Source organism: Citrobacter sp. RHBSTW-00881 (genome assembly GCF_013728515.1).
In the GTDB taxonomy this organism is placed as follows: Bacteria; Pseudomonadota; Gammaproteobacteria; order Enterobacterales; family Enterobacteriaceae; genus Citrobacter; species Citrobacter braakii.
In genome coordinates this window covers 616,422-640,333 of sequence record NZ_CP056269.1, presented here as the reverse complement: position 1 = coordinate 640,333, position 23,912 = coordinate 616,422, and the positions used below count along the sequence as shown (strand labels likewise).

At 53.5% G+C, this 23,912-nt stretch carries 23 protein-coding genes; 16 read left to right on the top strand and 7 right to left on the bottom strand.

Annotation, left to right across the window (positions count from 1 at the left end; genetic code table 11):
* Position 1 precedes the first annotated feature (1 nt).
* The 3 genes from HV311_RS03165 to HV311_RS03155 are packed head-to-tail and all read right to left on the bottom strand — an operon-like array spanning position 2 to position 2,992.
* Positions 2-829, bottom strand: coding sequence for a carbohydrate ABC transporter permease (locus tag HV311_RS03165; protein ID WP_016154601.1), 828 nt, complete (start codon positions 827-829; stop codon positions 2-4).
* Positions 830-1,696, bottom strand: coding sequence for a carbohydrate ABC transporter permease (locus HV311_RS03160; protein ID WP_016154602.1), 867 nt, complete (start codon positions 1,694-1,696; stop codon positions 830-832).
* A gap of 9 nt (positions 1,697-1,705) precedes the next feature.
* The gene (locus HV311_RS03155; RefSeq protein ID WP_191220697.1) at positions 1,706-2,992 is read right to left on the bottom strand and encodes an ABC transporter substrate-binding protein; all 1,287 of its coding nucleotides are present in this window, start codon (positions 2,990-2,992) and stop codon (positions 1,706-1,708) included.
* Positions 2,993-3,203: 211 nt separating this feature from the next.
* Here HV311_RS03155 and HV311_RS03150 point away from each other — a divergent pair, with 211 nt between their 5' ends.
* From HV311_RS03150 to HV311_RS03135, 4 genes are all read left to right on the top strand, one after another.
* Positions 3,204-4,250, top strand: coding sequence for a LacI family DNA-binding transcriptional regulator (locus tag HV311_RS03150; RefSeq protein WP_191220696.1), 1,047 nt, complete (start codon positions 3,204-3,206; stop codon positions 4,248-4,250).
* A gap of 25 nt (positions 4,251-4,275) precedes the next feature.
* On the top strand, positions 4,276-5,664 hold the full coding sequence (locus tag HV311_RS03145) for a phosphomannomutase CpsG (protein ID WP_191220695.1): 1,389 nt from the start codon (positions 4,276-4,278) through the stop codon (positions 5,662-5,664).
* Positions 5,661-6,728 (top strand): ABC transporter ATP-binding protein, encoded by a 1,068-nt coding sequence (locus tag HV311_RS03140; protein WP_049040409.1) that lies wholly within the window; start codon positions 5,661-5,663, stop codon positions 6,726-6,728. The genes HV311_RS03145 and HV311_RS03140 overlap by 4 nt, the downstream gene beginning before the upstream one ends.
* A 141-nt stretch (positions 6,729-6,869) precedes the next feature.
* On the top strand, positions 6,870-8,888 hold the full coding sequence (locus HV311_RS03135; RefSeq protein ID WP_191220694.1) for an oxidoreductase: 2,019 nt from the start codon (positions 6,870-6,872) through the stop codon (positions 8,886-8,888).
* Positions 8,889-8,944: 56 nt separating this feature from the next.
* Here HV311_RS03135 and rlmG read toward each other — a convergent pair whose 3' ends face one another.
* Positions 8,945-10,081 (bottom strand): 23S rRNA (guanine(1835)-N(2))-methyltransferase RlmG, encoded by a 1,137-nt coding sequence (gene rlmG, locus HV311_RS03130; protein ID WP_191220693.1) that lies wholly within the window; start codon positions 10,079-10,081, stop codon positions 8,945-8,947.
* 83 nt (positions 10,082-10,164) lie between these two features.
* On the opposite strand from rlmG, the gene HV311_RS03125 reads away from it, so the two are divergent.
* The 4 genes from HV311_RS03125 (at position 10,165) to sstT (ending at position 14,463) form a co-directional block, all read left to right on the top strand.
* Complete coding sequence (locus HV311_RS03125) at positions 10,165-10,665, top strand: M48 metallopeptidase family protein (RefSeq protein WP_016154609.1); 501 nt, start codon at positions 10,165-10,167, stop codon at positions 10,663-10,665.
* 72 nt (positions 10,666-10,737) lie between these two features.
* The gene (locus HV311_RS03120; protein ID WP_181636232.1) at positions 10,738-11,736 is read left to right on the top strand and encodes a Gfo/Idh/MocA family protein; all 999 of its coding nucleotides are present in this window, start codon (positions 10,738-10,740) and stop codon (positions 11,734-11,736) included.
* Positions 11,737-12,007: 271 nt separating this feature from the next.
* Positions 12,008-12,976: a TerC family protein gene (locus tag HV311_RS03115; protein WP_016154611.1), complete on the top strand. Its 969-nt coding sequence runs from the start codon at positions 12,008-12,010 to the stop codon at positions 12,974-12,976.
* Positions 12,977-13,218: 242 nt separating this feature from the next.
* Positions 13,219-14,463, top strand: a complete 1,245-nt coding sequence (gene sstT / locus HV311_RS03110) for a serine/threonine transporter SstT (RefSeq protein ID WP_016154612.1) — start codon at positions 13,219-13,221, stop codon at positions 14,461-14,463.
* A gap of 14 nt (positions 14,464-14,477) precedes the next feature.
* Here sstT and HV311_RS03105 read toward each other — a convergent pair whose 3' ends face one another.
* The 3 genes from HV311_RS03105 to uxaC all read right to left on the bottom strand — a co-directional run bounded on the left by HV311_RS03105 (position 14,478) and on the right by uxaC (position 18,154).
* Positions 14,478-15,032, bottom strand: a complete 555-nt coding sequence (locus tag HV311_RS03105; RefSeq protein ID WP_016154613.1) for a YgjV family protein — start codon at positions 15,030-15,032, stop codon at positions 14,478-14,480.
* A 206-nt stretch (positions 15,033-15,238) separates the two neighbouring features.
* Positions 15,239-16,726, bottom strand: coding sequence for a UxaA family hydrolase (locus tag HV311_RS03100; RefSeq protein ID WP_016157534.1), 1,488 nt, complete (start codon positions 16,724-16,726; stop codon positions 15,239-15,241).
* Positions 16,727-16,741: 15 nt separating this feature from the next.
* Positions 16,742-18,154 (bottom strand): glucuronate isomerase, encoded by a 1,413-nt coding sequence (gene uxaC / locus HV311_RS03095; RefSeq protein ID WP_191220692.1) that lies wholly within the window; start codon positions 18,152-18,154, stop codon positions 16,742-16,744.
* Positions 18,155-18,626: 472 nt separating this feature from the next.
* On the opposite strand from uxaC, the gene HV311_RS03090 reads away from it, so the two are divergent.
* The 8 genes from HV311_RS03090 to HV311_RS03055 all read left to right on the top strand — a co-directional run bounded on the left by HV311_RS03090 (position 18,627) and on the right by HV311_RS03055 (position 23,788).
* Positions 18,627-19,928 (top strand): MFS transporter, encoded by a 1,302-nt coding sequence (locus tag HV311_RS03090; RefSeq protein WP_016154616.1) that lies wholly within the window; start codon positions 18,627-18,629, stop codon positions 19,926-19,928.
* A 133-nt stretch (positions 19,929-20,061) separates the two neighbouring features.
* A complete protein-coding gene (gene exuR / locus HV311_RS03085) occupies positions 20,062-20,838 on the top strand; it encodes a transcriptional regulator ExuR (protein WP_016157536.1) in 777 nt (258 codons plus the stop codon).
* A 348-nt stretch (positions 20,839-21,186) separates the two neighbouring features.
* The gene (yqjA, locus tag HV311_RS03080) at positions 21,187-21,849 is read left to right on the top strand and encodes a DedA family general envelope maintenance protein YqjA (RefSeq protein WP_003024820.1); all 663 of its coding nucleotides are present in this window, start codon (positions 21,187-21,189) and stop codon (positions 21,847-21,849) included.
* An 18-nt stretch (positions 21,850-21,867) separates the two neighbouring features.
* Positions 21,868-22,236, top strand: a complete 369-nt coding sequence (gene mzrA, locus HV311_RS03075; RefSeq protein WP_029139667.1) for an EnvZ/OmpR regulon moderator MzrA — start codon at positions 21,868-21,870, stop codon at positions 22,234-22,236.
* A 147-nt stretch (positions 22,237-22,383) separates the two neighbouring features.
* Entirely contained in the window at positions 22,384-22,752 is a 369-nt protein-coding gene (locus HV311_RS03070; protein WP_016154619.1) for a DUF1090 domain-containing protein, read from the top strand.
* A gap of 33 nt (positions 22,753-22,785) precedes the next feature.
* Positions 22,786-23,091: a DUF883 family protein gene (locus tag HV311_RS03065; RefSeq protein WP_003024832.1), complete on the top strand. Its 306-nt coding sequence runs from the start codon at positions 22,786-22,788 to the stop codon at positions 23,089-23,091.
* A gap of 2 nt (positions 23,092-23,093) precedes the next feature.
* The gene (locus tag HV311_RS03060; protein WP_016157537.1) at positions 23,094-23,489 is read left to right on the top strand and encodes a phage holin family protein; all 396 of its coding nucleotides are present in this window, start codon (positions 23,094-23,096) and stop codon (positions 23,487-23,489) included.
* On the top strand, positions 23,489-23,788 hold the full coding sequence (locus HV311_RS03055; protein ID WP_003024845.1) for a YqjK-like family protein: 300 nt from the start codon (positions 23,489-23,491) through the stop codon (positions 23,786-23,788). Before HV311_RS03060 ends, HV311_RS03055 begins: the two co-directional genes overlap by 1 nt.
* The last annotated feature ends 124 nt before the right edge of the window (positions 23,789-23,912 follow it).

Here is a 23,912-nt window from a genome sequence, read left to right as displayed (position 1 = left end):
CTTATTTCAGTGATAACGACATGCCTTCGAGGAAGTATTTTCTGAACAGAATAAACAGGACAACGATTGGCAGCATCTGCACCACCGACCCCGCCAGCACCGGTCCCAGGTAGATGCCATAGGATTTGCTGAAGGTGGCCAGCAGCACCGAAAACGGCATTTTGTCCACTTCGCGCATCACGATCAGCGGCCAGAGGAAGTTGTCCCATGAGCTGGAAAAGGTGAACAGTGCGACAATCGCCAGAATGGATTTATTCAGCGGCATCATCACATGCCGCAAGATCCCCCACAGGCTGGCGTGATCGAGCCTTGCGGCATACAGGTAATCATTCGGCGTGCCTTTAAAGCTCTGCGAAACCATAAAAATGCCCCAGGCGCTCATCGCATACGGCAGGATCATCGCCCCGTAGCTGTTGATCAGCCCCAGTTCACGCATCAGGACAAACTGTGGAATGATGAACATAAAGACCGGGAAAACCATCTGCACAATCAACAGGTTGCGAAACGCATTTTTGCCGCGAAACTCGGTTTTCGCGACGGCATATCCCACCAGCATTGAGGTCAGCGTGACGCAGACGGTAATGGTGAGCGACACGAACAGCGAGTTAACCAGGGTGCGCAAAAAAGGTTTGTCCGCCCGGTTGCTGTTATCGAAAAGAAAAGCGTAATTCTCCAGCGTCAGATGACCGGAAAACAGCCCGGTCGTGTAGATTTGCGCCGTCGGTTTCAACGAAGAGATCACCATCCAGATAAAAGGATACAGCCAGGTGAGCGCCAGCAAAAACATCACGGCGTGAATGAGCAGCGTTAAGGGAGTCAGTTTCTTCATTCACACAATCTCGATATGTTTTTCGAATACTTTGCGGAAGACCCAAATGGCGAGGAAACTGCATGCCGCAACGATAATCGACATGGTCGCCGCCCAGGTTGGCTTCATTTTCTGGAACGCCACTTCATACATCACCACCATCGGACTGGTGGTGCTGTTGAGCGGTCCACCGCCGGTGATAAGATACGGCTCGGTAAAGATGCTGAACGCCACGGTAATCGCCAGCACCATCACCATCACGATTTGCGCGTTCATCATCGGCAGGGTAATCGCCCAACTTTGCTTAAACTTCCCGGTTTTATCCAACTGCGCCGCGCTGTAAATATCCGCGGGGATCGCCACCATCCCGGAATAGAGAATCAGCCCGTAATAACCGACGAATTTCCAGGTAACAATTAACGCAATGGATAACATGGCGCAGTCAGGGTTGGTAAACCAGGGCACAGAGATGCCGAAACTGGCCTGTAAAAATTGATTGACCGGCCCGTATTCGCTGAACAGTTTTGCAAAGACGATGGAATAGGCCACCCCCGAAGAGATATTCGCCAGTAAAAAGCTCAGGGCAATAAAACTTTTCCCGTACTTAATTTTTCGTAATCCCGCGGCAAACAGCAGCGAGGCAAGAAAGACAATCGGGATATACCACATTAAAAAACGGCACACGTTCCACATCGACTGCCAGAATAACGCGTCATGAAACACGCCAATGATATTCTGTAATCCGCTAAACGTCGGCGTGCCAATAAATTGCCAGTTCGTCACGCTAAGCACGACCAGCCAGCACAGCGGATAAAACCAGAACAGCAACGAATAACCGATCCACGTGGAGGCCAACAGGCCTCCGGTGCGGGATTCATATCCAGCCATTTTTTCCCCTTATTTCGCCAGCAACGTGTTAATTTCCTGCGCGGATTTATCGAGGGTGGCTGCCGGATCGGCGTGGTTGAAAATGACCTGCTCCAGCATCTGCGTCATGCTGCGCTGAATCTCCGTGGTTTGCGTAGTGGCCGCTGGCGGCAGCGCGACGTCCACGTAAGATGCGATCGCCTTCTCCAGCGGGTTTTTCTCAAAGTAATTCACAAACAGCGGATTACTCATTAAATCACTGCGTGCTGGCGGCATACCGGTCAGCTCCAGCCAGCTCCGGTCGTGCTCGGCGTTGTTAAAGACCCACTGAATAAACGCCCACGCCTGCGCTTTGCGCTTGCTGGAACTGAAGATCACCACCCCTTTGCTGTCGCCGAACGTATACGGGTGCGCGTCGCCTTTCTCGGTGAGCATCGGCCCAATTTGCAGCGTTTTGAGGATCTCCGGATACTGCTTGTGATAGCGAGCGATATCCCACGGACCGCGCGCGGATGCCAGCACCTGTCCGGTCGCTAACGGATCGTCGGCGGCGGTGAAGTCGTAGCTGCTCCACTTGCTGTTAAAGACTTTCCCCATAAAGGTCAGTACCGCCTGTCCGGCAGGATCGGCAAACGTCGCCTGATGACCCGCGAGGTAAGGTTTACCGCCGTTTTGCGCATAATAAAGCGGAATAAAATCGAACCAGCGTTCCCACCAGTTTTTCCCGGCGGTCATCTGGATAACATAGCCATTATTATCCGCCGCCCGGCGCTCTGCCAGCTGATAAAGCTCATCATAACGGGTCGGAACATGGTCAAAACCATACTGCTTGAGTAAATCGCCCCGCCACCACCAGACGATAGGATTAATATAGATTGGCAGAACGTGTTGCTCGCCGTTTAATTGCCAGGCAGGAATAATTTTGCCCATCTGTCGGTTATTAACGAGTTCATTAAAACCACTCATTTTAGACAGGTCTTCAAGCTGACCAATTTCCACCAACTGGCTGGCAAAACCGATAAAGATATTACTGGAAATATCGGGTTCCGTGCCGGAAGCCAGCGCGTTCATTATTGCCTCTTCAGAACTGCTGGCGGCAGGAATGGGCGTAAATTCGACCGGGGTATGCGCCGGGTCTTTATTCCATTCTTTAACCATAGTATTCCAGAAGGCTTCTTCATTTTCGTTTGGTGCCACCCACATTTTAATTGGCGTTTTTGCTGTCTCTGCGGATTTTTTATCATCCGGACCGCAACCAGAAATAAAAAATGCGAATAGTACACAGGCTGTTAATTTAGCTAACCTTACAATTCTCACGATAATTCTCCATTTACTTTCAATAAGTATTGATTTACCGCTACCCTGCTATTGAATGGAGCGTAAATTAACACCCCCTTTTTATGTTTAACGTTAAACAAATCACAAAACGATTTTTGTTTAACGTTAAACTTTGCATCAACGTTCAACGCAATGGACGATAGAAATAAATAATTCACGCCAATATATAAACCCAACAAATATATTAAACATGAAAATAAACGTTAATGATAATAAAGATAAGAAACGTATTACGATAAAATCATTGGCCAAGATTATGGGTATTTCCCATACCACGGTATCGAACGCATGGAATAATCCGGAAAAATTATCTCCGGAGCTGCGCCAGCGAATTTTGCAATACGCCAGCGAGCTTGGCTTTCAGGGACCAGACAAGCTGGCGCGCGCGCTGCGTACCGGCAAATCTGACACCATCGGCGTGATATTCAACGACTCTATGAGTTACGTGTTTATCGATCCCCACGACATTGCGCTGATGCGGGGGATCGCCGTCCAGTGTGAAGAACAAAACGTCAATCTGGTCTTGATCCCTTTGCGTAAGCGGCAACAGACGCCGCTCAACACCCTGGTTGATGGCTATATTCTCAACGCCACGCATAACAATGCGGCCATGATCCAGCACGCGCTGGCTCATGGGCGTCCGGTGGTCACGCTCGATTTTCAGTTTCCCGACCACAGCAGCGTCTCCATCGATAACGCCTGCGCCATGCGCGATATTGCCCGCTATCTGGCCGATAAAGGTCATCGACATTTCGGCATCATCGCCTTTCCGTCACAGCCCTCCGCGCAGGGAATGTGCGATCTGACCGCCCCCGTCACCGGCGACAACCTGCTGATGCTCTCCCGCGTGAATGCCTGCCGGGAGGTTTTCCAGCAGCGCGGCTTCGCCCTTGATACGTGCTGGCTGTATCAAACCCGACACGATGAAGAACACGGCGAACAGGCGGCCAAAGCGTTACTGGAAACCCATCCGGAGATCACTGCGCTTATCTGCCTTTCCGATCGCTTCGCCGTCGGCGCGATCCACTACTGCCAACGGCAGCAGCTGGCGGTTCCGCAGCGGGTTGCCGTTACCGGTTTCGATAATCTCGCCGTTGAGGTGGCGGGAATACGCCTGACCACCATCGCGCAAAACGCGGAAAAGAAAGGGGAAATGGCCGTCAAATTGCTGCTCACCAGAGGACCGGTGACCCACTATGAATTGCCTTACCAGCTCATCATTCGGGAGTCAGCCTGACTCATTAATTACAGAAGAGTAGATTATGGATGAACTAACCTGTTTTAAAGCCTACGACATTCGCGGTGAGGTTGGCGTCAACCTGACGCCGGATATTGCCTTTCGCATCGGTCGCGCTTACGCCGCCTGGCGCCATCCGCGCCGGGTAGTGATCGGCGCCGACATTCGCCTTAGCTCGGAATCGTTAAAATCCGCCGTGACCGACGGGCTGATTTCCAGCGGCGTGGATGTTATCGACCTTGGTCTGTCAGGCACCGAAGAGATCTACTTCGCCACCCGGGAACTGCGTGCCGACGGCGGCATTCAGATAACCGCCAGCCATAATCCGGCGCAGTACAATGGTATGAAGCTGGTGCGCGAAGAGGCGCGTCCGATCAGTAACGACAACGGCCTGCTGGAGATAAAAGCGCTGGCGGAGCGCAATGACTTTGCTCCGATCGTCCATCGTGGCAGCCTCATCCCTTATGATAATCGCCCCGCCTGGATTGCCTGCCTGCTGCGCTTCCTTCAGCATCCGCCGACTCGCCCGCTACGTATTGTGACCAACGCCGGACATGGCACCGTCGGGCCTGCGCTTGACGCGATCGCCGACGGACTGGCCCGTGCGGGCGTTCACATTGAGTTTATTCGCCTGCACCATCAGCCGGACGGTCATTTCCCGGCAGGCGTGCCCAATCCGATGCTGACGGAAAACCGCCTAATCACCCAGCAGGCGGTTATCGAGAATCAGGCTGATTTCGGCATCGCCTGGGACGGCGATTTCGATCGCTGCTTCTTCTTTGATGAGTGTGGCCGCTTTATTGAGAGCTACTACCTGGTTGGCCTGTTCGCCGAGCACTTCCTGCAACGCTCCGCAGGCAGTCACATCATTCTCGACCCGCGCCTGACGTGGAATACGCTGGACGTTGTAACTCGCTGCGGCGGAATCCCGGTCATCAGCAAAACCGGGCATGCCTTTATCAAAGCGCGGATGCGCGAAGAGGACGCGGTCTACGGTGGAGAAATGAGCGGCCACCACTACTTCCGCGATTTTGGCTATTGCGACAGCGGGATGATCCCACTGGTATTGCTGCTGCAAATTATCGGCAGCGACAGCCGTCCGCTGTCGGCGTATATCGAACACGCCCAGGTGCGCTTTCCGGTTTCCGGCGAAATCAATCTGACGGTGGCCGATCCGCAATCGGTCATGCAATCCATCGCCGCTCACTATCTGCAAGCCGGCGGCCTGCGTGACGATTGCGATGGGTTGAGCATCGACTTCGTTGACTGGCGCTTCAACTTACGCGCCTCCAACACCGAGCCGCTGCTGCGCCTGAACGTGGAAACCCGCGCGGATACGGCACTGCTGGCGCGCAAAACCGATGAACTTTTAACGCTGATTGCAGCCTGGGATTCTGACAAGGAGAGGTTATGACCGCGCTAAGCCTGAGCAATATTCATAAAGCCTGGGGCAAGAACACCATCATTGAAAATCTGTCGCTGGAGATCGCCTCCGGGGAGTTCATTGTGCTGGTTGGCCCTTCCGGATGCGGGAAATCCACGCTGCTGCGGATCATCGCCGGACTGGAAATCCCCGACGGCGGTAAACTGGTGATGGGGGGAAAAGAGGTCACCAGGCTTGCGGCGGGCAAACGCAACCTGTCGATGGTGTTTCAGTCCTACGCCCTCTACCCGCATATGACCGTCAGGGAAAATCTGTCATTCGGTTTACGTAATATCAATACGCCCGCCGCCGAGATTGATAAGCGGGTCGCTCACGCCGCCAGCATGCTGAAGCTGGAAGAGATGCTGGACAGGCTGCCGCAGAATCTGTCCGGCGGGCAGCGCCAACGTGTGGCGATCGGGCGTTCTATTGTCCAGCAACCGGAACTGTTTCTGTTTGATGAACCGCTGTCTAACCTGGATGCCGCGTTGCGGGTCGGGATGCGCCAGGAGATCCAGCAGCTGCATAACACCCTGAAAAACACCATGATTTATGTAACGCACGATCAGGTGGAGGCGATGACGCTGGCCGATCGCATCGTGGTGCTTTACAAGGGAAAAATTGAGCAGGTGGGCACGCCGCTGGAGCTGTATAACACCCCGGCAAACCTGTTCGTCGCTGAGTTTATCGGCACGCCGAAAATCAATGTTCTGCCAGCGGTATGGCGCGAAGGCGCGCTGCATATCGCCGATAACCTCGTCTTCCGCCTCACCCGTCAGCCCGCAGGCGTTAGCGACGGGGACAAACTGTTTGTCGCCATCCGCCCGGAGCATATGCAATACCAGCAGACCGGGGATTTCACATTGCAAGGGCGTACCCGGCTGTGTGAATTACAGGGCGACTCCACGCTGGTGTGGTTGGATTTAGCCGGCCACCCCGTGTGCCTGAAGTCTTTTCAACAGCTTAGCTTCATGCCGGATACACCGCTTACGCTCACCGTACAAGAGTCGCACCTGCACCTCTTTGACGGTCTGGGTAAACGACTGGCGTTCTGACCCACTTGCCCTTGCGTCCGCAGGGGCATTTTTTGAATCCCATCACAATCACGGCATTCCCCTTTTCCCTTTTACGCGGCGACGGCTAAATTATTAACTCATCCGACCACATAACAATAATTTTACATACTGGACACCTTTATGAGCTATCCGTCGCTGTTCGCCCCGCTCGATTTAGGCTTCACCACGCTTAAAAACCGCGTGCTGATGGGTTCAATGCATACCGGGCTGGAGGAGTATCCCGACGGTGCAGAACGGCTGGCCGCGTTCTACGCCGAACGCGCCCGTCACGGCGTAGCATTAATTGTGAGCGGAGGTATTGCGCCTGCGCTTTCCGGCGTGGGGATGGAAGGCGGCGCGATGCTGAACGACACCAGCCAGCTTGCACATCATCGCGTCATTACCGACGCCGTGCATGACGAAGGCGGCAAAATCGCCCTGCAAATCCTGCATACCGGGCGTTACAGCTACCAGCCGCATCTGGTGGCACCTTCTGCCATTCAGGCGCCAATCAACCGCTTTACGCCACATGAGCTGACGCACGATGAGGTGCTGCAGTTGATTGAAGATTTTGCCCACTGCGCTCAACTGGCGCGGGAAGCGGGCTATGATGGCGTCGAAGTGATGGGCTCGGAAGGCTATCTCATCAACGAATTCCTGACTCTGCGTACCAATCAGCGCAATGACGAATGGGGCGGCGAGTATGCCAACCGCATGCGTTTTGCCGTGGAAGTGGTGCGCGCGGTACGCCAGCGTGCCGGTAATGACTTTATTATTATCTTCCGCCTGTCGATGCTCGATCTGGTGGAAAACGGCGGAACCTTCGACGAAACCGTCCAGCTGGCGCAGGCGATAGAAGCCGCAGGGGCGACCATTATTAACACCGGTATTGGCTGGCATGAGGCGCGTATTCCCACTATCGCCACCCCGGTGCCGCGCGGTGCGTTTAGTTGGGTGACACGTAAGCTGAAAGGGCATGTGACGATCCCACTGGTCACCACCAACCGCATTAACGATCCTCAAGTCGCCGATGACATTCTGGCCCGTGGCGATGCCGATATGGTGTCGATGGCCCGTCCGTTCCTCGCCGATGCCGAACTGCTGTCAAAAGCGCAAACCGGGCGAGCGGATGAGATCAATACCTGTATCGGCTGTAACCAGGCCTGCCTGGATCAGATCTTCGTCGGCAAAGTCACCTCTTGCCTGGTGAATCCGCGCGCCTGCCATGAGACCAAAATGCCGATCGTTGCCGCCACTGCGCCGAAAAATCTGGCGGTTGTCGGAGCAGGTCCTGCAGGCCTCGCCTTCGCCATTAATGCCGCCGCACGCGGTCATCACGTGACGCTGTTTGACGCGCATAGCGAGATTGGCGGGCAGTTTAATATCGCTAAGCAGATCCCCGGCAAAGAAGAATTTTATGAAACCCTGCGCTACTACCGCCGGATGATCGATGTGACTGGCGTGTCGCTGAAGCTGAATCACTTTGTCAGCGCACGCGATCTGTACCCCTTCGACGAAGTGATCCTCGCCAGCGGGATCGAGCCACGTATGCCACCGATCGAGGGGATCGCGCATCCTAAAGTGCTGAGCTATCTCGACGTCCTGCGCGATAAAATGCCGGTGGGCAAACGCGTAGCGATCGTTGGCTGCGGCGGGATCGGTTTTGATACCGCCATGTATTTGAGCCAGCCCGGTGAGCCCACCAGCCAAAACATTGCGGAATTCTGCGTGGAATGGGGGATCGACACCAGCCTGCAACAGCCTGGCGGCTTACGCCTGGAAGGCCCGCACTTATCCCGCAGCCCGCGCCAGATAGTGATGTTGCAGCGCAAAGCCAGCAAACCGGGACAAGGTTTAGGGAAAACGACGGGCTGGATCCATCGCGCCACCCTGCTCTCACGCGGCGTGAAAATGATCCCGGCAGTTAGCTATCAGAAAATTGATGATGATGGGTTACACGTCGTGTTGAACGGCGAACCGTTGATCTTTAACGTGGATAACGTGGTGATTTGCGCCGGACAAGAGCCGCGCCGTGAACTGGTTGATCCACTCCACGCAGCAGGTAAAACGGTGCATCTGATCGGCGGCTGCGATGTGGCGATGGAGCTGGATGCCCGACGCGCTATTGCCCAAGGGACGACGCTGGCGCTGGAAATTTAACAGTATGTATTTCGTAGGCCGGATAAGGCGGTCACGCCGCCATCCGGCACACACGATTAGCGGCGGCGACCGGTTTTGACCGCTTTTAGCACCACGAATTTATTATTGGTGGCGATGGTCACGCAGTTGCCGAAAATCTTCTTCAGCTTGTGGAAGTAGTCAAGGTGACGGTTAGCCACAATGTACAGCTCACCGTTGATTTTCAGGCAGCGGCGAGCGTGGTGGAACATCTCCCAGGCAATGTTATCCGTCAGCGCGTGCTTCTGGTGGAACGGTGGGTTACACAGCACGGCGTTAAAGCGGAACGGTTCGACGCCCGACAGCGCGTTGTTGATCATAAACTCACAGCGATCCAGCGCTTCAGGCATGTTACTTTCCACGTTCAAGCGGCTTGAAGCCACCGCCATCGGCGATTCATCAACAAATACCACGCTGGCTTCCGGGTTCTTCGCCAGCAGCGTCATACCGATGACGCCGTTACCACAGCCGAGGTCAACAATCTCCCCTTCGAGGTTTTCCGGCAGATGCTCGATAAAAAAGCGCGCGCCGATATCCAGTCCGGTACGGGAGAAGACGTTGGCGTGGTTATGGATAGTCCATTCGGTACCTTCCAGCTTCCAGCTTAGCGTTTGCGAGGCAGCGGCCAGCTCAGGTTTGCTGAACGTACAGTTGATTAAACGGGCTTTTTTCCAGGCCAGCGTGGTGGTGGTTGGACCCAATACTTTTTCAAACAGCTCCAGCGTCGAGGTATGCACATCACGCGCTTTTGCCCCGGCGATGATACGCGTTCGCGGCGTTACCACTTCGCGCAGTGCGCGCAGTTGCTGCTCCAGCAGCGCCATGGTTTTTGGCAGCTTAATCAGCACCACGCCCGGCGCCTGCGGGTAGTCAGCCGTACTGTCGAGGAACTTGACGCTCGACTCGGCAATATCGTTATGACGCAGGTTCTCGCGTGTGGCAAGCTCGCTGAGATAGGAGTCGCCAATGCTGTACGGCGCATGTTGCGCCAGCGCACAGCCCAGCGCGCCAAAGGTATCATTCAGGATTAGCACCGGGCCGCTAATCTCGGTATCGTCCAACTGTTGCAGCAGATATTCATCTGCCGCTTCCCACGCCAGCAGCGGGTTAACGTCATCCGTTTCCGGGAAACGTTTAAGTGACAGCGAACGGAAACCGTTGTCTATGTGGCTCATCGGCCCTCCTGAATGGTAAAATTTCGGCGTATCCCTGAAAAGGGTGCGTGAGTATACACTTTTTATGATTGGCATGGGCAAAGATGAACCAACTAACTTATCTCCAGGGCTACCCGGAACATTTGCTTTCTCAGGTGAGAACGCTGATTGCTGAACAGCGTCTGGGCGCAGTGCTGGAGAAGCGCTATCCGGGGACGCATGATTTCGCGACCGACAAAGCGCTCTGGCAATATACTCAGGATCTGAAAAATCAGTTCCTGCGTAATGCCCCGCCGCTGAATAAAGTCATGTATGACAGCAAGATACATGTTCTGAAGAATGCGCTGGGGCTGCATACCGCCGTATCTCGCGTGCAGGGCGGTAAGCTAAAAGCCAAAGCGGAGATCCGCGTTGCCACCGTGTTTCGCAATGCCCCTGAACCTTTTTTACGCATGATCGTCGTTCATGAACTGGCGCATCTGAAAGAAAAAGAGCACGACAAAGCCTTTTACCAGCTGTGCTGTCATATGGAGCCTCAGTATCATCAACTGGAGTTCGATACCCGCCTGTGGTTAACGCAACAATCGTTAAAGCAAACTGCGTAGTCGCGCACTGGCTTTGTCTTCAGAGCATGCTAAATTGACGAAAGGATCCCTTTTCGCAGCCTGAAGGCCATTATGATACGTTTCGCAGTAATTGGCACAAACTGGATCACCCGCCAGTTTGTCGATGCCGCCCATGAAACCGGCAAATATAAGTTAACCGCGGTCTATTCCCGTAGCCTTGAACAGGCGCAGACCTTCGCCAACGATTACCCCGTCGAGCATCTGTTTACCTCGCTGGACGCGATGGCGCAAAGCGAGGCGATCGACGCCGTCTACATCGCCAGTCCAAACTCCCTGCACTTCCCGCAGACCGAGCTGTTTTTGCGGCACAAAAAGCATGTTATTTGCGAAAAGCCGCTGGCCTCAAACCTGGCGCAAGCCGAAGCCGCTATCGCCTGCGCGCGCGAAAATCAGGTCGTGCTGTTTGAAGCGTTTAAGACCGCCAGCTTGCCTAACTTCCTGCTGTTGCAGCAATCTCTACCCAAAGTCGGAAGAATCAGGAAAGCGTTTATTAATTACTGCCAGTACTCCTCGCGTTATCAGCGCTATCTGGACGGTGAAAATCCGAACACGTTTAATCCGGCGTTCTCAAATGGCTCGATCATGGATATCGGTTTTTACTGCCTGGCCTCAGCGGTTGCGCTGTGGGGTGAACCGCAAAGCGTTCAGGCCAGCGCCAGTCTGCTGGAAAGCGGCGTAGATGCCCACGGCGTGGTGGTGATGAATTACGGTGATTTCAGCGTCACACTCCAGCACTCAAAAGTAAGCGACTCGGTGTTAGCCAGTGAAATTCAGGGCGAGCAGGGATCGCTGGTGATCGAGCATATCTCCGAGTGTCAGAAAGTGTGCTTCGTTCCTCGCGGGGGGAAAACCCAGGATCTGACGACGCCTCAGCACATCAATACTATGCTGTATGAGGCAGAGGCTTTTGCTCATTTGGTTGAATCCGGCGAAGTGGATCACCCCGCACTGGCCGTCAGCCGTATCACCGCCAAACTGCAAACAGAGATTCGCCGCCAGACCGGCGTGATTTTCCCGGCAGATGAAGCGGTAACATCGCTGACTGCGTAAAGGTATGTAAAACGAATGTTGCAGGCCATTGACTGAATGCATGGCCTGTAATATTTTGTAACCCGCAAAGGGGAGTAACTTCGTTGTCGGTTGATCGTCATTACGATGTGTGAAAAACCACATCCGGTCGCCGGGCGATAACAAAGGAATACGCCATCGTATTCCTTTGTTGTTGTAAGTGAGACCTTGCCGAATGGCAAGGTCTATGCATAAAAAGCAGCGGCTAACGTCATTCGGCGTTGGCCGTTTTTTTTATGCATGGGGAAATACAATGAATACTGTCGGCACACCGTTGTTATGGGGTGGCTTCGCTGTCGTGGTGGTAATTATGCTGGCCATCGACCTGCTGTTGCAGGGTCGTCGTGGCGCGCATACGATGTCGATGAAGCAGGCTGCGGCCTGGTCAATCGTTTGGGTAACGCTGTCGTTACTGTTTAACGCCGTCTTCTGGTGGTACCTGGCACAAACTCAGGGCCGCGCCGTTGCCGACCCACAGGCGCTGGCTTTCCTTACCGGCTATTTGATCGAAAAATCGCTGGCAGTAGATAACGTCTTTGTCTGGTTGATGCTGTTCAGCTACTTCTCCGTACCGCCTGCGTTGCAGCGTCGGGTATTGGTGTATGGCGTGCTGGGAGCCATTGTTCTGCGTACGATCATGATCTTCGCCGGCAGTTGGCTTATCACCCAATTTGAGTGGCTGTTGTACGTGTTCGGTGCATTCCTGCTGTTTACCGGCGTGAAGATGGCGCTGGCGAAAGAAGATGCTTCCGGTATTGGCGACAGACCGTTAGTACGCTGGTTGCGCGGTCATTTGCGCATGACCGATACCATCGAAGATGAAAAATTCTTCGTGCGTAAAAACGGCCTGCTGTTTGTTACGCCGCTGATGCTGGTGTTGATTCTGGTTGAGCTGAGCGACGTCATTTTCGCCGTCGACAGTATTCCGGCTATCTTTGCCGTCACTACCGACCCGTTCATCGTGCTGACCTCAAACCTGTTTGCTATTTTGGGTCTGCGCGCAATGTACTTCCTGCTGGCGGGCGTGGCGGAGCGTTTCTCCATGCTGAAGTACGGTTTGTCGGTCATTCTGGTGTTTATCGGTATTAAGATGCTGATCGTCGATTTCTACCATATCCCGATCGCTATCTCGTTAGGCGTGGTATTTGGCATTCTGTTTGTGACACTGATTGTGAACGCCTGGGTCAACCACCAGCACGATAAAAAGCAACAAATACAGTAAGTTTCATCTGCTAGCTGAAAAGCCCGACAGCACACTGCGTGCGTCGGGCTTTTTGTTTATCATGTCAAAATAATGTTAACTCAAAGTTATAAAATATGATCTCAACGCGAAATCCAGGATATTTCGCTTCCAGAACCCTGTTCTTTCCTTATACTCAGCCATGCAAACATTTGCCCCATCCTGAAAGATGCGTCTACAGAACGCACAAAGGCAGGGCAACAACACAATGAAAGGATTACTACATGACTACGCAACGTTCATCGGGGCTATTCTCGCGCCTGGCGCAAGGGAGCCTGGTTAAACAAATTTTGATCGGTTTGGTTCTGGGGATTTTACTGGCACTGGTGTCAAAACCTGCGGCAGAAGCCGTTGGTTTACTGGGTACTCTGTTCGTCGGCGCGTTAAAAGCCGTCGCACCAATTCTGGTTCTGATGCTGGTAATGGCTTCTATCGCCAACCACCAGCACGGGCAAAAAACCAATATCCGCCCAATCCTGTTCCTCTACCTGCTCGGAACATTTTCCGCAGCGTTAGCGGCCGTTGTCTTCAGCTTCGCCTTCCCATCGACACTGCATCTTTCCAGCAGCGCCAGCGATATCGTACCGCCGTCCGGCATTATTGAAGTGATGCGTGGCCTGCTAATGAGCATGGTTTCTAACCCAATTGATGCACTGCTTAACGCCAACTACATCGGCATCCTGGTTTGGGCCGTCGGTCTGGGCTTTGCGCTGCGTCACGGTAATGAAACGACCAAAAATCTGGTCAACGATATGTCCAACGCAGTCACCTTTATGGTGAAGCTGGTGATTCGTTTCGCGCCGATCGGTATCTTCGGCCTGGTCTCCTCCACGCTGGCAACCACCGGTTTCGCCACGCTTTGGGGCTACGCACATCTGCTGACCGTGCTGGTAGGCTGTATGCTGCTGGTAGCGTTGGTGGTCAACCCGCTGCTGGTATTCTGGAAAATTCGCCGCAACCCATATCCGTTAGTGCTGGCCTGTCTGCGTGAAAGCGGCGTGTACGCCTTCTTTACCCGCAGCTCCGCGGCAAACATTCCGGTGAATATGGCGCTGTGTGAGAAGCTGAACCTGGATCGTGATACCTATTCGGTGTCTATCCCGCTGGGAGCCACCATCAACATGGCAGGCGCGGCGATCACCATTACCGTGTTGACGCTGGCGGCGGTGAATACGTTGGGTATTCCGGTCGATTTACCGACGGCGCTGTTACTGAGCGTGGTGGCTTCGCTGTGCGCCTGCGGCGCATCGGGCGTGGCGGGCGGTTCTCTGCTGCTGATCCCACTGGCATGTAATATGTTCGGTATCCCGAATGACATCGCCATGCAGGTCGTTGCCGTTGGCTTTATCATCGGCGTATTGCAGGATTCCTGTGAAACGGCGCTGAACTCTTCTACAGACGTCCTGTTTACCGCTGCGGCCTGCCAGGCTGAAGACGAACGTCTGGCAAATAACGCCCTGCGCGGCTAATCTCTGCCCCTCCGTCACCGGACGGAGGGGTTCTCTTCTTGTACGCTTTTTTCAATTTTGAATGGATCAATTCCGCGTTTTTGCATCCGCCGGAAGCGAATAATGTTCAGGCCGTTCATCACCAGAAAACTACCTTCGATCATCGTCCCACCAATCGATCCCAACCAGAAATTATGGATAACCCAACAGGCGGTTGCGCACCACATTACGCAGCGCACGGTCAGCCCCTGGCAGCGAAACAGCGCCCAGGTGCTGGCCAGCGTGCCAATAATCGGTAACAGCTCCATCGCATGCTGTAATTTCGCCAGCCCGAGAACCAGGGTAAGGATAATAAAAACGGTCATTACCCACAGTTTGCGGGTATGCATCGAGACGAGTGTGCGGATGGTGTTTAGCTCTGCACTCATTCCCGCAGGCCAGGCGCCCATCAGAAAAAAATGCACGCCAATGGTGGCGCTGTAGACGGCAAGTTGCAGCCGGAACCGGCGCTCATCTCGATTGAAAAAGGTGGTAATGCCGATCAAAAAGGCGATGACACCTACGCCCTGGGCCAGCCAATACGCGGTCATGGGAGATCCTTGTGAGGAAACGCAAAAACAAACGGCGCTCCATATTATGAAACGCCGTTTTTAAAATCCACTCCATTTCGATTACCCAATAGATTTCGTGCTACCGCAAGGCGGTAAGTTCAGACATCCCCGGGAGCTTACTGGAGTAAGTGACCGGGGTGAATGGACGCAGCCAACGCGGCTGTCACGCGAAAGATGAAGGGTAATTACAATGTTACGCCGCTTTTAAAGATAGCCAGTTCCCGGAAATCGTTGCGCTCGTTGCAGGTTTGCTTGCCATTGGCGAACTCAACGATCGTATCGACAAACTCGCTCAGCAGCTGAGGCATCGCTTTACCGTGGATCAGCTGTCCGGCGTCAAAATCGATCCAGTGTTTTTTCTTGGCCGCCAGCTCGCTGTTGGTCGCAATTTTCACCGTCGGCACAAAACCGCCGTACGGCGTACCGCGGCCGGTGCTGAACAGCACCATATGACAGCCCGCGCCCGCGAGGGCACTGGTAGCAACCGCATCGTTACCCGGCGCGCTCAGTAAGTTCAGGCCGTGTGTCTTCAGGCGTTCGCCGTAGCGCAGTACGTCCACCACCTGGCTGGAGCCCGCTTTTTGCGTGCAGCCCAGAGATTTATCTTCCAGCGTGGTGATCCCGCCCGCTTTGTTGCCCGGCGATGGATTCTCGTAAATCGGCTGGTCGTGAGCAATGAAGTACTGCTTAAAGTCATTGACCATGGTCACCAGCTTGCCAAAGGTTTCTTCGTCACGGCAGTGGTCCATCAGCAGCTGCTCGGCACCGAACATTTCCGGTACTTCAGTCAGCACGGTGGTGCCGCCGTTGGCAATCACGTAATCGGAAAAACGCCCCAGCATTGGGTTGGCGGTAATACCAGACAGGCCGTCAGAGCCGCCGCATTCCAGACCAAACTTCAGCTCGCCCAGCTTACCCGGCTCACGCTTATCGTTACGCATCACGTTGTACAACTGATGGAGATGTTCAATCCCCGCTTCCACTTCGTCTTCCTGATGTTGGCAGACCATAAAGTGAACACGCTCAGGATCGTACTCGCCTAAAGTTTCGCGGAAGGCATCAACCTGGTTGTTTTCACAGCCCAGGCCGACCACCAGCACCGCACCCGCATTCGGGTGGCGCACCATATTTTGCAGCATGGTACGGGTGTTGATGTGGTCATCACCCAGCTGTGAACAGCCGTAGGTGTGACTGAAGAGATGCACGCCGTCGATACCCTCGGCGTCGTTGGTCTCTTTCAGAAAGCGGTTCTGCATCTGACGCGCCATGGCGTTGACGCAGCCGACCGTCGGCAGGATCCACAGTTCGTTGCGCACGCCGACCTCGCCGTTGGCGCGACGGTAGATCTGTACATCGCGATCGGCGGGTTGAACAAGCTCTGCCTGAAAATCAGGGTGGTAGCTATACGTGTCCAGGTCGCTCAGATTCGTGCGCGTGTTGTGAGCATGAATATGCTCACCCGCCGCCACGTCCACCAATGTATGACCGATTGGCAAACCGTATTTAATGACGTTTTCGCCTTGCGCAATATCGCATAAAGCGAATTTATGGCCACGAGAAACCGCTTGGCGCAGGATTACCGCTTGCCCATCAACGGTGACTTCGGTTCCTTCAGCCAAATCAGCGAGCGCTACCGCGACGTTATCCAGCGTATGGATCTTGATGTATTGCATACCTTCACCCAGGCCTTAGTTCAGTTCAATGCCGAAATAATCACGCGCATTGTTGAAGCAAATATTTCTGACCATTTCACCCAACAGCTGGATATCTGCCGGCGCTTCACCTGCAGCAACCCAACGGCCAATCATCTGGCACAGGATGCGACGGAAGTATTCATGGCGCGTGTATGACAGGAAGCTACGGCTATCGGTCAGCATGCCGACGAAACGGCTCAGCAGACCGAGCTGGGCCAGTTGCGTCATCTGACGTTCCATACCGTCTTTCTGATCGTTGAACCACCAGCCGGAACCGAACTGCATCTTGCCCGGCATACCTTCGCCCTGGAAGTTGCCGATCATGGTGCCCAGCACTTCGTTATCGCGCGGGTTCAGGCAGTAGAGAATGGTTTTCGGCAGCAGGTTCTGTTCGTTCTGCTTGCTCAGCAGTTTGGACAGCTCTTCGGCCATCGGGCGATCGTTGATGGAGTCGAAGCCGACATCCGCACCCAACAGTTTGAACTGACGCAGGTTGTTATTACGCAGCGCGCCGATGTGGTACTGCTGTACCCATTCACGACGCGCGTATTCCGCACCGAGGAACACCAGCACCGCGGTTTTAAACTGGGCAACTTCATGCTCGCTCAGCGTTTCACCCGCCAGGCGGCGTGCCAGAATGCTATCCAGTTCAGATTCGTTAGATTCAGCAAACAGCACCACGTCCAGCGCGTGGTCAGAGACTTTACAGCCGTGAGCCGCAAAGTGATCCAGACGTTTGGTCAGCGCAGCTTGCAGGTCGCTGAAGCGGCGGATATCCGTGTCAGACACCTCACCGAGCTTCGCCATATAGTCGTTAAAGGTCGCCTGCTCAATGTTAAAGGCTTTATCCGGACGCCAGCTCGGCAGCACTTTCACATCAAAGCTTCCGTCTTTTGCAACGGCAGCGTGATGCTCCAGAGAGTCGATCGGGTCATCGGTAGTACCGACCATTTTCACGTTCATCTGCTGCATGATGCCGCGCGCGAAGAATTTGTCCTGCGCCAGCAGTTCGTTGCACTGGTTCCAGATTTCGTCAGCCGTTGCCGGAGACAGCAGCTTACCTGTAATACCAAACGGGCGACGTAATTCGAGGTGGGTCCAATGGTACAGCGGGTTACCGATTGTGTGCGGAACCGTGGCGGCCCAGGCGTCAAACTTCTCGCGATCGGACGCATCGCCGGTACACAGGCGCTCAGCGACGCCGTTAGTACGCATCGCACGCCACTTGTAGTGGTCACCCTTCAGCCAGATGTCATACAGGTTATTAAAACGGTAGTTTTCCGCGATTTGTTGCGGTGGCAAATGGCAGTGGTAGTCGAAGATTGGCTGGTCTTTGGCGTAATCATGATACAGACGGCGGGCAAATTCGGTGTCCAACAGGAAATCTTCAGTCATAAACGGGGTCATTATCGTCTTCCTCTCAGCGAGTGCGTCAGATTGCTTATGTTTTGATGTTGACAAAGTTATCACACCAATTTCCATACACTGAAGATATTTTCGTGAGTTAGATCAACAAATGGCGACAAAAAAATTACTCTCAAAGAGGTAAACCGCGCGCCAAGCCGCACCAGCACTGGCTTTGCTGAATCGAAATAATGACCACACGAAGATTCACACTTTTGTGATGGCACTCACCTTTTAAAGCTGTATGACAAGTTATCTTTTTGCCGTCGCGATACATAAGCCGACGGAATGCAAATTACCGATGTATCACCATCGGATTAACCGGTACGGAAACCGAATTAGCACAAATATTGACATGGCAGAGTTCGGGGAGTACCGGCTTTTTTTCGGTCACCCCCTCGTAAAAGAACATCCTCCTCCCTGAACTGGAAGATGACCGCTCGTTCGCGGACATAACAAAACGATGAGGTTTTACATGCGTAAAATTAAAGGGTTACGTTGGTACATGATCGCACTGGTGACGCTTGGCACCGTGCTGGGTTACCTGACACGTAACACTGTGGCGGCAGCTGCGCCAACTCTGATGGAAGAGTTACACATCTCCACCCAACAGTATTCCTATATCATCGCAGCGTATTCTGCTGCTTACACCGTAATGCAACCCGTTGCCGGCTATGTGCTCGATGTGCTCGGCACAAAAATTGGTTACGCGATGTTCGCCGTTCTGTGGGCCGTCTTCTGTGGCGCGACCGCACTGGCTGGTAGCTGGGGTGGACTGGCGCTGGCGCGAGGCGCAGTCGGTGCCGCTGAAGCTGCGATGATCCCTGCGGGTCTGAAAGCCAGTTCTGAATGGTTCCCGGCAAAAGAACGTTCAATCGCCGTGGGTTACTTTAACGTCGGTTCCTCTATCGGCGCGATGATTGCTCCGCCGCTGGTCGTCTGGGCTATCGTCATGCACAGCTGGCAGATGGCCTTCATTATTTCCGGTGCCCTGAGCTTTATCTGGGCCATGTGCTGGTTGGTATTTTACAAACACCCACGCGACCAGAAAAAACTGTCTGATGAAGAACGTGATTACATTCTGAATGGTCAGGAATCACAGCATAAAAACAGCACCGCCAAGAAAATGTCTCTCGGTCAGATCCTGCGTAACCGCCAGTTCTGGGGCATCGCGCTGCCGCGTTTCCTGGCAGAGCCGGCCTGGGGTACCTTCAACGCCTGGATCCCGCTGTTCATGTTTAAAGTCTACGGCTTTAACCTGAAAGAGATTGCGATGTTTGCCTGGATGCCGATGCTGTTTGCTGACCTGGGTTGTATCGTAGGGGGTTACTTACCGCCGCTGTTCCAGCGCTGGTTCGGCGTTAACCTGATCGTTTCCCGTAAAATGGTCGTCACCATGGGCGCATTGCTGATGATTGGCCCAGGGATGATCGGTCTGTTCACCAGCCCGTACATTGCTATCGCCCTGCTGTGCGTCGGCGGCTTTGCTCACCAGGCGCTGTCCGGTGCGCTGATCACGCTCTCTTCTGACGTATTTGGTCGTAATGAAGTGGCAACCGCGAACGGTCTGACCGGTATGTCCGCCTGGCTTGCAAGTACGCTGTTTGCGCTGGTCGTTGGCGCGCTGGCTGACACCATCGGCTTCAGCCCGCTGTTCGCCGTACTGGCGGTATTCGACCTGCTCGGCGCGTTAGTCATCTGGACGGTATTGCAGAACAAATCGGCCAGCGAGGTAGAGTCGGCTTCGCAAACTGGCGATCCCGCTGCGCAAAGTTAACCAGACACGATTTAACAAGGTTATGTAATCTAAGCCGCCAGTCATCTGGCGGCTTTTTTATCGCCGCGAGTGGAGCCGTAATCGCAAAAGTGGTATAACAAATAGAGTCTGCCGTATCATGCCTGGAGCGCATATGGAAATCACCGAACCACGACGTTTGTACCAACAACTTGCCGCTGATCTGAAAGAACGCATTGAGCAGGGTGTCTACCTGGTGGGTGACAAACTCCCCGCCGAGCGCTTTATCGCCGATGAAAAAAATGTCAGCCGCACCGTGGTTCGTGAAGCGATTATCATGCTCGAGGTTGAGGGCTACGTTGAAGTGCGTAAAGGATCGGGGATCCACGTCATTTCAAACCAACCCAAACACTATGTCGCGCCAGATGAAAGTCTGGAGTTCGCCAGCTACGGTCCGTTTGAGCTGCTCCAGGCTCGCCAGCTCATAGAAAGCAATATTGCTGAGTTTGCCGCCACCCAGGTGACCAAACAGGACATCATGAAACTGATGGAAATTCAGGAGAAGTCGCGTAACGAAAAAAGCTTTCGTGACTCCGAGTGGGATCTCCTGTTCCATGTGCAGGTCGCGCTGGCAACACAGAACTCTGCCCTGGCCGCGATTGTTGAAAAAATGTGGACTCAGCGTATTCACAACCCCTACTGGAAGAAGCTGCACGACCACATCGACCTGCGTACGGTAGATAACTGGTGCGACGACCATGACCAGATCCTGCGGGCGCTGATTCGCAAAGATCCACACGCCGCCAAACTGGCGATGTGGCAGCATCTTGAGAACACAAAGCAGATGCTGTTTAACGAAACCAGCGATGATTTTGAATTCAACGCAGACCGTTATCTTTTTACCGATAATCCCGTCATTCATCTCGATACGGCAGCTAACGGCGCAAAATAAACAATCTTAACGATGCAGGCGCGACAAAGCGCCTGTTTCTGACGCTTGGTAAGCATTAGGTATAAAGTGTCAGCCTGTGTAAATCCTCTCGCCTCCCTCCATTGCGATAAGCAAAATCACAGGACAACACCCGTAATTTCTATAACGGACTACGTTGACCTTTGTTACAATTAGTTGTTATTTGAATTTTTGTGTTTGAGAGCTTGCTTACTTCACAACTTTACAGGGAATAGTTCAGGCCGTGAATTTGTGTCAGACCGCGATCCATGTAAAAAACACCAATAAAATTGCGGCGTTACAAACTCCAGAATACCGGCATGACGACAACCGATTCTCCAGGAATATTGAATGGAACTACTGACTCAATTACTGAATGCTTTATGGGCTCAGGATTTTGAAACGCTGGCCAATCCCTCCATGATTGGCATGCTCTATTTCGTACTGTTTACCATTTTGTTTCTGGAAAACGGACTGCTGCCAGCAGCCTTTTTACCTGGCGACAGTCTACTGGTACTGGTCGGCGTACTTATCGCTAAAGGCGCGATGGGTTTTCCGCAAACGGTACTGCTGCTCACCACCGCGGCCAGCCTGGGTTGCTGGCTCAGCTATATCCAGGGGAGATGGCTGGGAAATACCCGCACCGTTCAAAACTGGCTGTCTCATCTACCCGCGCACTACCATCAGCGCGCACATCATCTGTTCCATAAGCATGGCTTGTCTGCCCTGCTGGTCGGTCGCTTTATCGCGTTTGTCAGAACATTACTGCCGACCATCGCAGGATTGTCCGGTCTGAACAATGCGCGCTTTCAGTTCTTTAACTGGATGAGCGGACTGCTTTGGGTTCTGATTCTCACAACGCTTGGCTATCTGCTGGGCAAAACGCCAGTGTTTCTCAAATATGAAGATCAGCTGATGTCTTGTCTGATGCTGCTTCCCGTGGTGTTACTGGTGTTTGGTCTGGCAGGTTCACTGGTTGTGCTTTGGAAAAAGAAATACGGGAACCGAGGGTAAATTATGCTGAAATCATGCATAACACTCCGACGACTGGCCTGGACGACTACTTTTATGCTGTTTATCGGCGCGCTGCTCCTGACCTGGTCGGTCATCCGCCAGCAGGAGTCAACGCTTGCCATTCGTGCTGTAAACCAGGGAGCCACCATGCCTGATGGCTTCTCTATCTGGCATCACCTGGACGCCAACGGCATTCGCTTTAAAAGCATTACTCCGCAAAATGACGCGCTGCTGATCACCTTTGATTCCAGCGCGCAAAGCGCAGCCGCAAAGGTCGTGCTGGACCGAACGTTACCGCACGGTTTCGTTATTGCTCAGCAGGATGATGATAATCAGGCGGTACAGTGGTTATCCCGCTTACGTGATACCCCGCACCGTTTTGGTTAATCTCCAGGAATCTGAATTAGATCACTCACTTTGGTGATTTCATCATTTAGCGCCTATGATTAATAAACTGGGTTTATGACCCATTGCTTTATTATTCTGGAGCATCGGCCAAAGCCACAAGGTCGAATCACAATGGAAGGTTCAAGAATGAAATACCGCATCGCTTTAGCAATTAGTCTTTTCGCTCTCAGTGCCGGCAGTTACGCCTCCACCCTCTGTCAGGAAAAAGAACAGGATATTCAGCGGGAGATAAGCTATGCCGAAAAGCACAACAATCAAAACCGCATCAATGGTCTGAACAAAGCGCTGAGCGAAGTTCGGGCAAATTGTACTGACAGCAAACTGCGCGCCGACCATCAGAAAAAAATCGCCGAGCAGAAAAATGAGATAGCCGAGCGTCAACGTGATTTGGCCGAAGCGAAGCAAAAAGGCGATGCGGATAAGATAGCCAAGCGCGAACATAAGCTTGCTGAAGCTCAGCAAGAGCTGAAAGAACTCGAGACACGCGATTACTAAGTACGGTAACTAGCCACTCAACTGGAGAAAACTATGTCGAAAGATAATGCTACGGAAAACCTGCGCGCTGAGCTGAAATCTCTTGCGGATACGCTTGAAGAAGTACTTAGCTCCTCTGGCGATAAGTCGAAGGAAGAGATGAGTAAAATTCGCAGCAAAGCCGAACATGCGTTACGCGAGAGCCGCCATCGTCTGAGCGAAACCAGCGATGTGATTGCCAAACAGACCCGTGAGGCCGCGGCAAAAGCCGATAACTACGTACGCGAAAACCCATGGACAGGCGTCGGCATTGGCGCTGCAGTCGGTGTGGTACTTGGTGTACTGCTGTCGCGCCGTTAATAATGGCAGACTCTCAACACGCACAAGGTCCAGGCAAAGGCGTACTGGGTATTGGACAGCGGATCCTGACGATTCTCGTTGAGATCGTAGAGACGCGGCTGCGGCTGGCCGTCGTTGAGCTGGAAGAGGAAAAAGCCAATCTCATCCAGATCCTGCTGATGCTTGGGCTGACCATGCTGTTCGCGGCGTTTGGTCTGATGAGTCTGATGGTGCTTATCATCTGGGCCATAGACCCGCAGTATCGCCTGAACGCCATGATTGCCACCACCGTTGTGCTGTTGCTTTTAGCGCTTATCGGCGGGCTATGGACGCTGAGTAAAGCGCGTAAAACAACGCTGCTACGCCATACGCGCAATGAACTCGCTAACGACAGGCAGGCCCTGGAGGATGATGCATAATGAGCAGTAAAGTCGAACGTCAACAACGTAAGGCGCAACTGCTTGGACAGATCCAGCAGCAAAGGCTGGATCTGTCTGCCACTCGCCGCGACTGGCTGGAAGCCACCGAAGTTTACGATCGTGGCTGGAAGACGCTGCTGAACCTGCGTGGCTGGGTGTTGGTCGGAAGCAGTATTATGGCGGTTCGCACCATTCGTAACCCGAATCTGCTGGTACGCTGGGCTAAACGCGGCTTTAGCGTGTGGAGCATCTGGCGTCTGGTTAAATCGACCATCAGACAACAGCAACTGCGCGGCTAATCACCTCTCCTCCCCCTAACCTCAAATTTTTTGAAAATTTCTGACAGTTTTCCTTGCTAACAATTGTCATTAGCCGCGTTTATGATTCTCTCCATCGACAGCAACGACGCGCTCTGCGACGTAG